Here is a 15175-nt window from a genome sequence, read left to right on the forward strand (position 1 = left end):
ACTATTCACGGTCTTCCGCGGTGGAGCGGCGACGCATGGCGAACAGCAGTCCGCCACCGGCGAGGACGACGACGGCGATCCCGACCCCGACGAGCACTCCGGTGGAGGAGCCACCGGAGTCGGAGGAACCGGACGAGGATGCTCCGGCGGCCGGGACCGCCGACCACCAGCTCCAGTAACCGTCCTGGCCGTAGATGTTGCCCGCGGCCGCGGGCATGGTGGTGATGGACGTGATGTGGTCGGTGCGGTAGGCCTCGACGGCATTCGGGTACGCCATGACGTTCATGTACCCGGTGTCGTACAGCCGCGACTCCAGTTGCCGCACAAGAACCGCCCGCTTGGCGGGGTCGTACTCCGCCAGTTGCTTCTTGTAGAGCTCGTCGTACTGCTTGTCGCAGATGAAGTTGTCGGTCGCGGCCGACTCCTTCGCCTTGGACGGCAGCGCGGCGCAGGTGTGGATGGAGAGGACGAAGTCGGGGTCCGGATTGACGGACCAGCCGTCGAAGGCGAGGTCGTACTCACCGGCGTACCAAGGGTCGGAGACGTTGTCGAGGCAGTCGACCTTCAGTCCGATGCCCTGCTCGCCCCACCACTCCTGGAGATACTTGCCGATCGCCTTGTCGTTGGGGTCGGTGGCGTGGCAGAGGATACGGAAGTTCAGCGGCTTGCCGTCCTTGCCGACGCGCTTGCCCGTGCCGTTCTTCTTGTAGCCGGCCTCGTCCAGCAGAGCGGAGGCCTTCGCCGGGTCGTAGGCGAGCTTCTGACCGGCCGACGGCTTCCAGAAGTAGTCGGAGAAGCGCGGCGGGATGTATCCCTCGCCTTCCACGGCGTGGCCCTGGAAGACCTTGTCGATGATGGTCTTGCGGTCGACCGCCATGAACAGCGCGTGCCGCACCTTCTGGTCCAGCAGCGCCGGGTGGCCGTCGCCGAACTTCTTCCCGTCCTTGGTACGGGCTCCGGGGTTGACGGCGAGCGCGAAGAAGCGGCGGCCCGGCGCGTCGTTGACCTTGATGTCCGGCGCGTTCTCCAGCGAGGCGGACTGGGCCGGCGTCAGGCTCGGGCTGCCGGCGACGAAGGACACCTCGCCCTTGCGCAGAGCGGCGACGGCCGCGTCCTGGTCCTTGTAGTAGCGGAAGACCAGTTCGTCGAACTTGGGCGAGCCGCGCCAGAAGTCCTTGTTGGCCTTGAGCTTCACGAAGCTGTCGACCTTGTAGTCCGTCAGGATGAACGGGCCGTTCCCCACGACGGGGAAGTCCTTGTCGTTGTTGAACTTGGCGAAGTCGTCGACCTTCTCCCAGACGTGCTTCGGCACGATCGGCACGTCCAGCGCGGCCATCGTGGCCTGCGGCTCCTTGAGCTTGATGACCAGCTTGTCCTTGCTGGGAGCGGTCACCTTCTCGAAGTTGCCGACGAAGCTGCCGTTGGAGGTGGCCGCGCCTTCGTCGGTCATCATCGTGTTGAACGTCCAGGCCGCGTCCTCGGCGGTGGCCTGCTGCCCGTCGGACCACTTGGAGTCCGGCCGGATCGTGTACGTCCACGTCAGCTTGTCGGCGGACGGCTCCCAGGCGGTGGCCAGGCCCGGGATCGCCTTGTTGTCCTTGGCGTCGTAATTGGTCAGGTAGTCGTACATGAGCCGGTGGATGCTCGTGCTCAGCAGCCGCTGGGCGAGGAACGGGCTCAACGAGTCGACGCTCTGCGCGACGGCGACCGTGAGCGTCGTCTTCCCGTCGTCGGCGCGGGCCTCGGAGGGCGCGGGCGCGAGCGGATTGCCCGGGACGACGGCCCCGGCGGTGAGCGCCAGAGCGGCCGCGCCCGAGGCGAGCAGGGTGCGCAGGCGCCTGCCGGGCCGGGCGGTGCGGGAGGAGACTCTTGTGACCATGGACGGGGACCTCGCGTCATCACTCGCTTGAGAAGGCGGGTTGATCTCTGGTTCGCCAGCTGGTGAAGCGAAGGTTTATCAGCGGTCGTGAGGCTCGTCAACGGTCCGTCAAACCGCGTGTGGGCTGGGAAAACAGCGATGAGGGCCCGTACCGCGCGAGCGGTGCGAGCCCTCATTGGTGTAGACCTCTAACGCCTTACTGGTGAGGAGCCTGCGGCGGCTGCGGAGGCGTCTGCCGCCACCTCGCCGGATCCACCGGACCCTGCGGATCGGGCTGGCCTGCCGGGTTGTCCTGACCACCGGGCTGACCACCTGCCGGACCCTGCGCCGGCGCGGCCGGAGCCGGTGCACCCGACTGGCCCTGCGGTCCACTCGGCCGGCCCTGCGGCGGAGGCGGCTGCTGCCAGCCGTTCTGCGGTCCGGGCGGGCCGGGCTGCGGGGGGTAGGGCTGCGGTGCGCCGGGCTGACCGGTCGGCTGATATCCCCCGTACGGCGGCTGTGGCTGCGGCTGCTGGACGGGGTAGGGGTGCTGGTCGGGCTGGTGCTGGGGCGGATGGCCCGGCTGTGCCTGGTGGGGCTGCTGGCCTTGGTGCGGCTGCTGTCCCTGCTGGGCGGGGTACGGCTGGTGCTGGTGTGGGGGCTGTGGCTGCGGCTGCTGGTAGGGCTGGCCGGGGGCGGGCTGCTGAGGTGCGTACGGCTGCTGGCCGCCGGGACCGGTCGGCTGCTGCTGGGGCGGGTACGGGTGCTGGTGCGGCGCCTGGGGCTGGTGTGGGGCGTGGGGCTGCTGGCCTTGGACCGGCCGGCCCTGCGGCATCGGTTGGCCGGGGATCTGCTGGCCCGGTCCCGGGTAGCTCTGCCGGCCCGGCATCGGCGGCGCGTACTGCGGGGGCGGGTTCTGGCCGTCCGCCGTCCACAGGCCCTGCTGCTGCTGAGCGCGCGCGAAGTCCTCCGCGACGAGGGCCGAGAGGTTGAAGTACGCCTCACGCGTCTTCGGCCGCATCATGTCCAGGTCGACCTCGGCGCCTGCCGCCAGGTGCTCGTCGAACGGGACGACCACGACACCGCGGCAGCGCGTCTCGAAGTGCTGCACGATGTCGTCGACCTTGATCATCTTGCCGGTCTCGCGGACGCCCGAGATGACGGTGAGCGAACGCTGCACCAGGTCCGCGTACCCGTGCGCCGAGAGCCAGTCCAGCGTGGTGGAGGCGCTGGAGGCACCGTCGACCGAGGGCGTGGAGATGATGATCAGCTGGTCGGCGAGGTCCAGCACGCCGCGCATGGCGCTGTAGAGGAGGCCGGTGCCCGAGTCGGTGAGGATGATCGGGTACTGCTTGCCGAGCACGTCGATCGCGCGCCGGTAGTCCTCGTCGTTGAACGCGGTGGAGACCGCCGGGTCCACGTCGTTGGCGATGATCTCCAGGCCGGAGGGCGCCTGCGAGGTGAACCGGCGGATGTCCATGTACGAGTGGAGGTACGGGATCGCCTGGACCAGGTCGCGGATCGTCGCCCCGGTCTCGCGCCGCACCCGGCGCCCGAGCGTGCCCGCGTCCGGGTTGGCGTCGATGGCGAGGATCTTGTCCTGCCGCTCGGTGGCCAGCGTCGAGCCCAGCGCGGTCGTGGTCGTGGTCTTGCCGACACCGCCCTTGAGGCTGATGACGGCGATCCGGTAGCAGGAGAGCACCGGCGTACGGATCAGCTCCAGCTTCCGCAGCCGCTCGGCCTCCTCCTTCTTCCCGCCCAGCTTGAACCGGGAGGCGGCGGAGGGGTTGCGGCTGCTCTTCGCCTTCTGCTTGCCGCGCACGAGCCGGTCGGAGGAGAGCTCGACGGCTGCCGTGTACCCGAGGGGCGCGCCCGGCACGGAACGCTCGCGCTGGTCGTGCGTGACCGGGGTCGGCCAGGCGCCACCGGCGCGCGGGTCGAGGGGCTGGCCCGGGTCGCTCTGGTGTCCCGGCTGTTGCCGGCCCTGCTGCTGGGCGTGCGGCGGCTGGGGCTGGCCGTGCTGTTGCCGGCCTTGCTGTTGGTACGGCTCCGGCTGCTGCGGGACAGGCAGGTTGGGGGAGGCCTGCGGGGGGAGCGGGGCCGACTGCTGGGCCTGCGGAAAGCCGTAGCCGCTCGGTGCGGCCTGCGGGGGCAGCTGCTGGTGCTGCTGTTGCTGCGGGAAGCCGTAGCCGCCGGCGCCTTGGGGAGCCTGCGGCGGCTGGGTCGCCTGCGGGAAGCCGTAGCCGCCAGGGGCCTCGTTGGGCGGGACCGGGGCGGGCCACTGTGCCGCGGGCTGCGGGGCGGTGGGCTGCGGAGCGGCCGGCTGGAAGGCGGGCGGCAGCGGCGGCAGCGCGCCGCCCTCGGCCGGCGCGGACCACGGAACCGGCGCCGCGGACGGCTGCGGTACGGGAAGCGCGGCGGGCGGAGCGTCCTGGGGAGTGGCGTCCTGCGGTACGGCGGCGGCCTGGGAGCCAGCCTCGGCGTCGGGAGCGGGAGCGCTGTCGCCGTCCGTGCCGCTGCCGCTGTCGGTGTCCGTACCGCTGGTGCTCCTGACGCTGCCACTGTCCGCGTCGGCCGGGCCATCAGGGGCGGCCGGGTCCGGTACCTCAGCGGAGTCCGCGTGCTCCGGAGCCTCCGTGGCGGCCGAACCCGCTCCCGTACCGTCGAGGCCCGAAGAGCCCGACTCCGTACGGGAGGAAGCCGAGCCCGACTCCGTACCGGACGAGCCGGAACCCGACGCCGTACCGGACAGGTCCGCACCCGGCTCCGCACCGGCGGCGTTCGCCGCCGCCTCGCGCTCCGCGATCTCCCGCTTGAGGGCGGCCGGGGAGAAGCGCATCGTGGCGCCGCTCTCCACATCGCCGCCGCCGAACGGGCCCGGGTCATCGGAAGCCGCGGCGGACGCGGTCGGAACAGGCGCCTCCGCGGCCGCAGGCACAGCGGACTCGGCGGGCGTGGGCGGCGGCGTGGCCGTGGGCGGTGCCGGGGGAGCGGGGGTCCAGTTGGGGTCGAACCCGGGCTGGGACGGCTGCTCCGGAACCGAGACCGGGGTCCCGTGCGGCGGCGGAGGCGGTGCCAGGTGCGAGCCCGCGCCGCCCGAAGAGTCCCCCGCCGCGTTCTGCGTGTACCAGGCGGGAGGGGTGTAGTCGATGGTGAACTCACCCGTCATCTCGGCGGGATCCGCGTCGGACGACTCGTCGACGGGCGTGTTCCATCCGCCGCGGATCTCGTCCCGATCGCTGTTCACTATGCCTCCTGGTGTGGTCGAGCACCCTTGTGCCGTGGTGGGTGGGGGCGACCGGTCTCATCGGGCCCGGTACGCCCGGCTCTCCCCCCTGCGACGCGCACAACCCGCTCGCAGGTTTTCTCATGCCGCGCCCCACCCACCCTAATCGCCATGGGGCGCACTCCGGCAGGCCGTACCGCCCGGCAAAGAACGGCGAAGGGTGGCGGCCGGGCCCGGCCGCCACCCTCGTACCGTCCATGGCGCCTACTTGAGGTCGAACTCACCGTCGCGAGCGCCCAGGACGAACGCCTGCCACTCCGCCTCGGTGTACCGCAGGACGGTGTCCGGGTCCAGCGAGGAGCGCATGGCGACCCCGCCGCCGGGCAGATGCGCGATCTCGACCCGCTCCTCGACATCCTCGGTGCCGGGTGCGCTCAGCCACTCCACGCCCGAGATGTCGAGAGCGTAGAGCTCGTCCTTTTCCTGCTGGGTGCCCATTCCGGCGTCCCTTCCGATCGAACGGTCGAACTGTGTCGTTGCGTGGTCCATGCTCTCTGGTCGGAGGAGCGCATGTGGTGCGAACGGGAGAGGAATCAGTCCATCCGGCGAGCTGTGCCCAGCAGACCGGTCTCCGCGTCCGTCGCGCTCGTCATCACCCAGTGGTGCTCGCGGCCCGCCACCCAGAGCGTCACCCCGTCGGCCAGCGTCGGCAGCGCCTCGCTCTCCGCCGGTGCCAGTCCCAGGATCCGGCCGATCTGCCGCGCCTCGTCGGGCGAGACCCGCTGGATGCCGACGAGCGCCGATGAGCGCATCAACCGGGGTGCCACGGGGCTGAGATAGGGGAGCAGCGTCAGCACGGACTGCCAGGGTGAGGAGACCACCCGGCCGCGCGGCGGCCGCATCCCGCAGTCGCGGACGACCACCACGGGACCGCCGACCGTGGCGCCCGTCGGCGGGACCCGTCCCACGTCGTACAGCGAGACGCACTCCAGCCCGGCGCCGGCCGCCTGCGCCAGCGTCGTCCAGGCCTGGACCCGGCCGGTCTCGACCGCCACCCGGGCGCCCGTTCCGGCGGCGCGCAGCGCCAGCACCTGCGCCGTCCACAGGCCGCCGATCAGCGTGACGTCGTACGGGACCGGCCGGTGGAACCCGATCAGCTGCGGGCGGCCCTCCGCGTCCTCGCCGATGATCACGCCGTCGTCGCCGACCGGCAGCGACAGCGCGCCGAGGTGGTCGGTGGTCACGGTGTGGCCCGCGTGGCGGGGGCCGAGCAGTCCGCGCCTGGCCCCGGTCCGCTCCGTCACTCCGCGCGCCACCGCTGCTCCGCCTCTCCTCGATCCGCTCCTCGACCCGATCACCGGGCTCCTCCCAGCGGGAGCGTCGCCAGCACACCGGGCAGCTGTTCGCGGTCCAGCCGCGCCAGGCCCACCTTCGCGTGCCGGGCGGCCTGCTCCAACGTCCTTCGTACGCCGACCAGTTCGGTGTCCGACCCGCCGGTCACCCGGACATGGCCGCTGACGCTCGTCTCGCCCTGCCGCTCACCGCGCCGCACGGTCAGGCTGAACGTCGTGGCGTACGCGGGCACCGAGGTCAGCAGCGCCACCAGCTGCGGGAGCGGCGTCGCGCCGCGGCCCAGCTCGGGCCACCGGTCCACGGCGTACGTGGTGTGCCACCGGTCGTCGCACCGCCAGACCCGCGAGGTCTCCGTCGTGCGCCGCTGCGGTGCGGCGTCCGGGCGCCCGGCGCGGCCCGAGAGCAACGGGTTGGCGCAGGCGGACGTGGCGACGGCCGAGTTGAGCTCGTCCTGGTCCAGCACCACCGCCCGGAACCCGGCGCCCGTGATCCGGCTCGCCACATGGTCCGCGACGCGCACCAGAGCGCGCTGGGCCCCTTCCATACCGCCGCCGCGCGCCTCGACGGCCTCCCGGCACAGCTCCGGATCCAGCTTCACCGCGACCCAGGTCATCCGCAGCGCCGGCGCCCCGGTCTTGTCCTGGAGCGGCCCGTACGACAGGCGGGCCACCGACTGCTGCGGCAGATGCGGCGCGGGAGCGGCCCGTACCTGCTGCACCAACTGCGCCGACTCCAGCACGATGTCGTCGACCTGGAGCGCGTCGCCGAGCAGTGACAGCGGGAGCGAACGGGCGCCGAACGCGGGCCGCAGCGCCTCACCGCTCGCCTCCACGCGTACCGCGGCGGTCAGGAAGGTGCCGTCGCCGAGCATGCCGACCGTGCGGTGGTTCCGGTCGACGTGGATGTGGGGCCCGAAGCCGGGCACGTTCTCCGCGACCGGAGCGAGCATCGGCTCGGTGTCGGCGCCCGCAGCCGAGGCGGCCCGCCGCCGTGCCTTCATGGCCAAGGCGCTCGCCAGCCACTCCTGGAGCGCGCGGCCCCGGCGGCGTACCACCGCGAGCAGCACCAACAGGACGACGAGCACGCCGGCGGGCACCAGCCACGCACCGCCGAGCGCCGCACCCACGACGGCCACCGCGAGCGCCGCCTCGATGATCACCAGCTGCCGTCGCAGCGGCCGCACCCGGCCGGTCCGCGCGGTGGCGCGCAAGGTGGTGGCCGCGGGGGTGTTCGACGTGGTGGCGGGGGGCGTGGCGGCCGGCTCGTTGCTGCGTTGCCGACGGGAAGGACCGGAGGCCCGGCGGTCGGACCGACCGGTACGCTCGCGCGTAGCTGCACCCATTGCCGCGTTGCCCCCTCGTGTCCCGTATTCGCCGTTTTCCGTACGGGCGTTGACCGGTTGGTCACCCTACCTGAGCAGTGGGGGGCCGAGCCCCTGCGGGCATAGTAGGGGCCCGGTGCGACACCAGGGGCCGACGGTGCGTGTGGCACCCTGGTCGACCATCGGGGAGAAGGGGCAGCGGAACATGGCATCACGGCGGGATGAGCTCAACGCCTACACCTTTGCGAAGCGGAGGTTGATCGCACAGTTCCTGCAACCCAACCCGACCGGCTCCGAGGAAGGCGCACCGCGCCCGCTGCGCGCGGTCGTGCCGGGAGCGATCATCGGCGTCGTCGTCCTCGCCGTCTTCGGCGCCTGGGGCATGTTCAAGCCGGTGGCCCCCAAGAACTGGGACAACCCCAACGAGAACGTCATCATCGCCAGCAAGTCCACCACCCGTTATGTGGTGTTGACGACCGACGGCAAGAAGCAGCTCCACCCCGTCCTGAACATGTCCTCGGCCAAGCTGCTGCTCGCCCAGGACCAGGGCAAGGTCGTCAACGTCGACGAATCCGTCCTGGACAACGGCACGATCCCGCACGGCGCGACGCTCGGCATCCCGTACGCCCCCGACCGGCTGCCCGACCCCAAGGACGCCGGATCCGCCAAGCGCTGGGCGGTCTGCGAGCAGCCCGGCGAGGGCGGCCGGGCCATCCAGAAGGCCGCGTTCGTCTTCGCCGAGCGCGAGGAGAAGAAGACCGAGGGCACGTCGAAGCTGCGCGGCGGCGAGATGATGTACGTCGAGGGACCCGACCGCACCCGCTACCTGGTGGACGCCGCGGGCAAGGCGTACCCGGTCACCGACGACGAACTGCTGCTCCGCACCCTGGTCGACCAGAACGCCAAGGCCCAGCGGGTCTCCGCCCAGTGGCTGGCGACGCTGCACCGCGGCGACCGGATCACCTTCCCGACGTTGGACGGCGTCCCGGGTGAGCCCGCCGACGTTCCGGGATCTCTGGACACCGACGCGAACCGGGTCGGCATGGTGCTGGCCGCCACCGCCGGAACCAGGACCCAGCAGTACGTCGTCCTGCCCGACAGGGTCGCGCCGGTCTCGGACTTCATCGCCAAGCTCCTGCTCAGCAGCCGCGACCTGGACAAGCTCGGCCAGGCGGGCCAGGAGAAGCCGGTGGGCGCCTCGGCGTTCTCGCCGGGCCTGGCGTTCGGCGCGGACAAGGACTGGCCCGTCCACGAGCCGAAGCCCGTCAACTCGCCGGACGCCACGAAGGGAAGCCGGAACACCGTGTGCAACGTCCTGCGCGACGTCGACGCCGACAACGGCGCCACCACCCTCTCCACCTGGGTCGGTACGAGCTTCCCGGCGACGCTCCCCACCGGCTCCTCCAGCGCCTACGTCACGCCCGGATCCGGCGAGTTCTTCCGTCAGTTCCAGGGCTCCAAGACCGACGTCGGCTTCCTCTTCCTGGTCACCGACACCGGACTGCGCTACGCGATGCAGTCCAACAGCGACAGCGGACAGGACGACTCCGGCATCGGCGAGTCCGGCTCGGAGAAGGAGCGGCAGCAGCGCCGCCAGGAGGCCCAGCAGGCCCAGAACCTGCTCGGCTACAAGGACGTCGACCCGACGCCGGTCCCGGCCGCCTGGTCCACGTTCCTGCCGACCGGCCCGCGCCTCTCGACGGGCGCGGCGAGCCAGCCGCAGGGTTCGTGAGGAGCGGTACGCAGATGACGCGCCCCACGCTCCCGCCCGCCCTGGCCAGGCGCCTGGTGACCGCGACGGCGGCCACCGGATTCCTCCTGGTCGCCCTCCCGGCACCCACGGCCGCCGCGGACGACACGACCCAGTGCACCTTCGGCGGAGAGATGTACCCGGGCCGCCCTTGGTCGCTGCAGCGCGTCCTCATGGACGAGCTGTGGAAGCAGTCCACCGGCAAGGGGGTCCGGGTCGCCGTCATCGACACCGGCGTCGACGTGAAGAACCCTCAGCTGACCAGCGCCGTGGACGTCGAGGCCGGCAAGAACTTCCTGCCGAAGAAGCTCAAGACCGAGGACGGCCGCGAGATCGAACGCGGCAAGGAGAACGGCACCACCGACACGGTGGGCCACGGCACCAAGGTCGCCGGCATCATCGCCGCGCGCGAGGCGAAGGGCACGGGCTTCACCGGCCTCGCTCCCGGCGCGACGATCATCCCGATCCAGCAGAACGACGCCGACGGCAACGGAACGGCCCAGTCCCTGGCCGACGCGATCCGCTACGCCGCCGACACGGCGAAGGCCGACATCATCAACATCTCCCAGGACACCGCCGACGCCGTCGAGCCGACACCGCGCCTCAAGGAGGCGGTGGACCACGCCTTGGGCCAGGAGATCGTGGTCATCGCCTCGGCCGGCAACGACGGAGTGGACGGCAAGGCGAAGCTGACCTATCCGGCCTCGTACGAAGGAGTCCTCGCCGTCGCCTCCTCGGACCGGAACAACGAACGCGCGTACTTCTCCCAGGGCGGCCCGTTCGTCGGCATCGCAGCCCCCGGCGTCGACATGATCTCCACCGTCCCCGGCGGCGGCCACTGCGCCGACAACGGCACCAGCTTCTCCGCCCCGTACGTCGCCGGGGTCGCCGCACTGATCAAGGCGAAGCACCCCGGCTGGACGCAGCGGCAGATCGTGGCGCAGATCCAGCAGACCGCGGAGCGCTCGGTCGCGGGCCACGACCGCCACGTGGGCTGGGGCGTCGTCGACCCGGTACGCGCACTGACCGAGGACGACGAGCCCATCGAACGCCCGGTCGCGAGCGAAGGCATGAGCAAAGGCGAAGCCCCGACCACGGCCCAACTCCAGCTCGGCGAAACGGCCGACGAACGCAACGCCCGCCTGGCGACGTACGTCGTCGTGGGCGGCGGCGTCCTGGTGGCCGCGATCGCCGGTGCGGCAGTGGCCGTACGGGACACACGACGCCGTACGAGGCGGACGTCGGGCGGCGGCTGAGGGGCAGGAGCGCCGGCCGACGCATGGGAGCGGCGGCCTGACACATGAGAACGACGGCTCGACGAATGAGACAAGTCACGTGGTCGCCAACCCAATTGGCCCGGTGCCAGGCAGTGACTAGAGTTACCGGTTGAGATGGGCTCGGATCGCATCGATGCGATAGCAACGCGGAACGATCCGAGCAAACGGGGATGCATAACGGGGAGGACGGCATGGGGACCGGTCCAGGTGACCTCAGGCGCGGTGTAGGCGCGCTGGAGACGTTCAAGAAGCGGGTGGACGCTCTGCTCGCGGACCTGGAGGGCTCGGCGGCAGGCAAGTCGAAGGTGGCGGCCCAGACGGTGTCGCGCGCCTCCTTGAGCGGCCCGAACGCCCGCTTCGCGGAGGCGGACGGCCTCTACACCCAGTACAACCGCGTACACGAGTCCCTGGTCTCGCTCTCCCGGTCGCTGGGCGACCAGATCGAGTACCTGAGCCTGGGCGTGCACGCGGCGGCGGTCGGCTTCGACAACGTGGACGACGAGACGCGGCGGCGCTTCCACGAGATCCAGACGCGGATGGACCGGGAGCGGGACGAAGCCGCCCAGCAGAAGAAGCGCAGCGACGACGACGGGTTCGATTCCGGGTGGGGAGCGAAGTGAGCGACGAGAAGCAGCCGGAACTGACCCCTGCCGAACAGCAGAAGCAGGACGAGGGCCGCGTCACGACCCAGCTGGTCGTCACCGACGCGACGGAGCTGGGCCGAGAGATCCTGAGCCTCTTCGCTCTAGGAGGAGGAGGCGGCGGCAGAGCAGGCCGTACCTCGTTCGAGGGACATGACCTCAACGCCATCATCGACCTGGTGGAGAACGCCAACCCGGCGGACATGGAGAACGCGGGCAAGGCGCTCTGGGACGCCAGGGACGCGATCCAGCGTGCGTCGAAGGAGCTGAGCGACTACATCAACGGGGTCGACTGGCAGGGCGAGTCCGGTGAGGCGTTCCGCAAGTGGGGCCTGGGCCTGGCCACCCACGCCGAGAAGCTCGGCGACTTCGCGGACGCCGCGGGCACCCAGATCACGGTGGCCGGTACCGGCCTGGCGTCGGTACGGAGTTCCATGCCGCCGCGCGACCGCCGGATGATCCAGACGGACGTGGACGACATTCTGTTCCCGGCCCGGACCGAGACCAACCCGCAGTACGCGGCGGCTCTCACGGTGGAGAAGAACCGCCAGGAGGCCATCAATCAGATCAACCGGCTGGCGTCTTACTACGCGGTGTCGGAGGAGGTGCTGGCGGGGCAGGAACCGCCGCGGTTCGACAAGCAGCTTGGGATCGATGTGCCCAGGCCGCAAGGCAGGAGGGAAGGGACGCCCGCCGAGGGCGCACCTAGGGGTGCAGACGGTCTTGGCAATGCACCGGTACCGAGTTCCCCGGTGCGTGTGGTCACAGGGGGACTTGAAACGACGGCCACCTCCAACGGCCGACACGTGGGCGAGGACTTGGGCCCCGCACCCGTGCTGCAGAAGAGCACATCCACAGAGATCAACAGTGTTGCGACCCCGACCGCCCCGACGATGACCACGGGCACCGCTCCCACCCCGTCGGCGACCGGCGGCTCGGTACCAGTCAACACACCGGTGCCGCCGATGGCGCCCAGTTTCGGCAAACAGGTTTCGGGGAGTTCCTCGCGAGCCACGGGTTCACCGGCTGCGCCCCGGTCCGCGACCCAGGCCGGAACGGGTCTGGGCAAGGCATCCTCCACGGGCGCGAGCGCGACAGCCAGGGGTGCCACCGGTACGCCCATTGGCCGGCCAAGTCCGATGACAGGTGGACCGTCAGCAACGGGGCGTTCCATCGGAGGCGCACAGCTGCCAACGGCCGGTCAGTCCGGCGTGATGGGTGGCCGTCCCATGCCCGCCCACGGCGGCACCGTCGCACCCGGTGGTGCTCGTACGGGACAGGGCAGCGGCATCGTGGGCGGAACTCCGCAGCGTGCCACCTCCGGGGTGTCCGGGACTGGCGGGGCTCGTGGAGTACCGCGAGGAACGGTGATCGGCGGACCCGGTGCGAGAGGCAGTGCGGCGCGCTCCGGCCAGCGTGGCGCGCCCGTCTCAGGTGCCAACGGAGTGGTCGGCGCTCCACGAGGGACATCGGGCTCCGGGTCCAATGGCTTCACCGCCGGTGGAGCAGGCCTGGTCCGTGGCCCTGCCGATCGTCGGAAGAATGACCAGAAGGACGAGGGGAACACCGGGTCGACGCGCCCGGACTACCTGACGGAAGACGAAGAAACATGGGCGGCCCGACGGCGCGGAGCCGTGCCGCCGGTGGTCGAGTAGCAGCCCCAGGGAAGGTTCGGAAGTCGGGATGACAGCACAAAAGGGCTGGCCTCAAAGGCGTGCACTCGGTGCATTGGCGGTGGCTGCTTCGTGGAGCGTCATCTTTGTCGGAGCGGCACAACCTGCCGCCGCTGCGGACGTGCAGTCCAAGCAGTGGTACCTCAGTGCGTTGCAGGCTGAGGAAATGTGGAAGGTCACGACTGGCGAAGGCATCAATGTTGCTGTCATCGACACAGGTGTCAACCCGAACACTCCCTCCCTGAAAGGGCAGGTTCTCAAGGGCTTTGATGCCACAGGGGCCGCCGGGGATGAGAACGATGACTACGATGGGCACGGCACGAACATGGCCGAGTTGATTGCCGGTACAGGAGCCGGTGGCGGCCTAAAGGGACTCGCCCCGGGCGCGAAGATCATCCCCATGCGTATCACCGACACGGAATTTCAGAATAAACACTCTGTCAATGCTCGCGATACTGAAGATGCCATTCGGGCCGCTGCTGACAGCGAAGCGAAGATTATCAGTATGTCCTTCGGGAGCCTGTACTCCACGAGGGGCGAGCGTGAGGCGGTCAAGTACGCCGAAGGCAAGGGGAAGCTGTTTTTCGCTGCGGTCGGTAACGATGGAGCGGGGAGCAACAAAGAAGAGTATCCGGCTGCCTACCCTCAAGTGGTGGGTGTCGCATCAGCGGATCGGAACGGGAAGGTGGCGGAGGATTCACAGAACGGGAACATGGTGGATATCGCAGCTCCCGGAAAAGAAATTCCGCGATGGTGCGACAACTCTTTCCAGAGTTACTGCTATGGCAGTAGCGGGACCAGCGCTGCCACCGCCATCGCCTCCGCCTCCGCCGCCCTCGTCTGGTCCGCCCACCCCGACTGGACCGCCAACCAGGTCCTCAACGTCCTCTTCGACACGGCCGGAAGGGACTGGGAGAAGGGCACTCTCAGTAAGTACCTCGGCCACGGCCTCATCCGCCCCGCCATGAACATCCTCAAGGGCAAGGGCGACCCCGGAGACCCCGACATCAGCCCCCTCACCGAGGAGCGGACCGGCGGCTCCCCGGCCTCGCCCGCCTCCTCCTCCGCACCCTCCGCCCCCACCGGCGAACAGCCCGCCCAGAACGAGAACGCCGACCAGGTCGACGAGACCGTCGCCGCAGGCGAGAGCGAGGCCGCGTCCGACGACGGCCTCCCCCTGAGCCTGATCTTCGGCGGGATCGCGGTCGTCGCCGTACTCGGCGGTGTGGTCTTCGCCGTCGTGCGCAGACGCGGCGCGGCCTGACCTCAGATTCCTCACATGTACCGGCCGGCGATCCATGCCGGCTTGCAGGACCCACCGGAACGAAAGGAAAGCCATGTCGGCAGACCAGAAAGTCTCAGCTGAAGCCCTACTCAGGCTCGAAGGCCAGCTCTCCGAGAGGTTCGACTCGGTAAAGGGCCAGCTCAAGCAGTTGCACGCGACCATCGACAGCCTGGAAGGTGCCTGGAAGGGCATCGGGGCCGGCCACTTCAACCAGAAGCAGTCCGAGATCAACAGGAGCATGGTCGGCATCGGCAACGAGCTGCTGCGCTTCCAGGAGGCCATCAAGGCCGCTCGTACCATCTCGGGCGACAACGAGGATCAGATCAAGGCGGCCCTCATGGGCGTGGACGTCGTCGACGGCTACTCGGGCGACGCCGCGGCCACGGCCCGTACCTCGAACCTGAACAACTTCTGACCGATATTTCCGCAACTCGACTGAAGGAGGACCACATGGCCACCAACGACGGTACGACGGTCGTCACTTATGCCAGCCTCGATCTCGCGGCCGCGTCGATCGATCGCCAGGCCAAGCAGCTCGACCAGGACCTCCAGGCGATCAAGAGCATGATCGCCTCGGTCTCGGAGCTGTGGGAGGGCGAAGCCAAGACGGCCTACCGCACCGCGCAGGACCGGTGGGACCTGCAGGCGACGGGCATCAAGGAGAACCTCGCCCAGATCTCCCGCGCCGTGCGTGACGCGGAGACGGCCTACCGCAGCGGTGACAAGCGCGCGGCGGCCAACTTCCAGTAGCCGGTTGCCACTAGCGGTTCCAGGCTGGAAGAAGCAGCCCG

The 15175-nt window shown here is 70.2% G+C and carries 12 protein-coding genes; 7 read left to right on the top strand and 5 right to left on the bottom strand.

Annotated features, from left to right (window positions below; all coding sequences use genetic code 11):
• Position 1 precedes the first annotated feature (1 nt).
• The 5 genes from ABZ267_RS29795 to eccE form a co-directional block, all read right to left on the bottom strand.
• Positions 2 to 1879: an ABC transporter substrate-binding protein gene (locus ABZ267_RS29795; RefSeq protein ID WP_356752847.1), complete on the bottom strand. Its 1878-nt coding sequence runs from the start codon at positions 1877 to 1879 to the stop codon at positions 2 to 4.
• A gap of 196 nt (positions 1880 to 2075) precedes the next feature.
• Positions 2076 to 5105 (bottom strand): SCO5717 family growth-regulating ATPase, encoded by a 3030-nt coding sequence (locus tag ABZ267_RS29800; protein ID WP_356752849.1) that lies wholly within the window; start codon positions 5103 to 5105, stop codon positions 2076 to 2078.
• Between the two features lie 243 nt (positions 5106 to 5348).
• Positions 5349 to 5582, bottom strand: a complete 234-nt coding sequence (locus tag ABZ267_RS29805; protein WP_356752851.1) for a DUF397 domain-containing protein — start codon at positions 5580 to 5582, stop codon at positions 5349 to 5351.
• A 95-nt stretch (positions 5583 to 5677) separates the two neighbouring features.
• Positions 5678 to 6388 (bottom strand): hypothetical protein, encoded by a 711-nt coding sequence (locus tag ABZ267_RS29810; protein WP_356752901.1) that lies wholly within the window; start codon positions 6386 to 6388, stop codon positions 5678 to 5680.
• Positions 6389 to 6438: 50 nt separating this feature from the next.
• Positions 6439 to 7779 carry a type VII secretion protein EccE gene (eccE, locus tag ABZ267_RS29815; protein WP_356752853.1) on the bottom strand — a complete coding sequence of 447 codons (1341 nt, stop codon included), beginning with the start codon at positions 7777 to 7779 and terminating at the stop codon, positions 6439 to 6441.
• Positions 7780 to 7963: 184 nt separating this feature from the next.
• Here eccE and eccB point away from each other — a divergent pair, with 184 nt between their 5' ends.
• From eccB to ABZ267_RS29850, 7 genes are all read left to right on the top strand, one after another.
• A complete protein-coding gene (gene eccB / locus ABZ267_RS29820; protein ID WP_356752855.1) occupies positions 7964 to 9490 on the top strand; it encodes a type VII secretion protein EccB in 1527 nt (508 codons plus the stop codon).
• Positions 9491 to 9504: 14 nt separating this feature from the next.
• Positions 9505 to 10764 carry a type VII secretion-associated serine protease mycosin gene (mycP, locus tag ABZ267_RS29825; protein WP_356752857.1) on the top strand — a complete coding sequence of 420 codons (1260 nt, stop codon included), beginning with the start codon at positions 9505 to 9507 and terminating at the stop codon, positions 10762 to 10764.
• 191 nt (positions 10765 to 10955) lie between these two features.
• Positions 10956 to 11405 (top strand): hypothetical protein, encoded by a 450-nt coding sequence (locus ABZ267_RS29830; protein ID WP_356752859.1) that lies wholly within the window; start codon positions 10956 to 10958, stop codon positions 11403 to 11405.
• On the top strand, positions 11402 to 13081 hold the full coding sequence (locus ABZ267_RS29835; protein ID WP_356752861.1) for a hypothetical protein: 1680 nt from the start codon (positions 11402 to 11404) through the stop codon (positions 13079 to 13081). The genes ABZ267_RS29830 and ABZ267_RS29835 overlap by 4 nt, the downstream gene beginning before the upstream one ends.
• Positions 13082 to 13109: 28 nt before the next feature.
• On the top strand, positions 13110 to 14363 hold the full coding sequence (locus tag ABZ267_RS29840; RefSeq protein WP_356752863.1) for a S8 family serine peptidase: 1254 nt from the start codon (positions 13110 to 13112) through the stop codon (positions 14361 to 14363).
• Positions 14364 to 14436: 73 nt separating this feature from the next.
• On the top strand, positions 14437 to 14799 hold the full coding sequence (locus tag ABZ267_RS29845; protein ID WP_356752865.1) for a WXG100 family type VII secretion target: 363 nt from the start codon (positions 14437 to 14439) through the stop codon (positions 14797 to 14799).
• 35 nt (positions 14800 to 14834) lie between these two features.
• Positions 14835 to 15134, top strand: coding sequence for a WXG100 family type VII secretion target (locus ABZ267_RS29850; protein ID WP_356752867.1), 300 nt, complete (start codon positions 14835 to 14837; stop codon positions 15132 to 15134).
• Positions 15135 to 15175: the final 41 nt, after the last annotated feature.

The sequence above is a fragment of the Streptomyces sp. NPDC006174 genome, from assembly GCF_040614075.1.
In the GTDB taxonomy this organism is placed as follows: domain Bacteria; phylum Actinomycetota; class Actinomycetes; order Streptomycetales; family Streptomycetaceae; genus Streptomyces.

Coding starts and splice junctions, on each gene's coding strand:
- ABZ267_RS29795 (WP_356752847.1), bottom strand. CDS start 1,879: ATGGTCACAAGAGTCTCCTCCCGCACCGCCCGGCCCGGCAGGCGCCTG.
- ABZ267_RS29805 (WP_356752851.1), bottom strand. CDS start 5,582: ATGGGCACCCAGCAGGAAAAGGACGAGCTCTACGCTCTCGACATCTCG.
- eccE (WP_356752853.1), bottom strand. CDS start 7,779: ATGGGTGCAGCTACGCGCGAGCGTACCGGTCGGTCCGACCGCCGGGCC.
- eccB (WP_356752855.1), top strand. CDS start 7,964: ATGGCATCACGGCGGGATGAGCTCAACGCCTACACCTTTGCGAAGCGG.
- mycP (WP_356752857.1), top strand. CDS start 9,505: ATGACGCGCCCCACGCTCCCGCCCGCCCTGGCCAGGCGCCTGGTGACC.
- ABZ267_RS29830 (WP_356752859.1), top strand. CDS start 10,956: ATGCATAACGGGGAGGACGGCATGGGGACCGGTCCAGGTGACCTCAGG.
- ABZ267_RS29840 (WP_356752863.1), top strand. CDS start 13,110: ATGACAGCACAAAAGGGCTGGCCTCAAAGGCGTGCACTCGGTGCATTG.
- ABZ267_RS29845 (WP_356752865.1), top strand. CDS start 14,437: ATGTCGGCAGACCAGAAAGTCTCAGCTGAAGCCCTACTCAGGCTCGAA.
- ABZ267_RS29850 (WP_356752867.1), top strand. CDS start 14,835: ATGGCCACCAACGACGGTACGACGGTCGTCACTTATGCCAGCCTCGAT.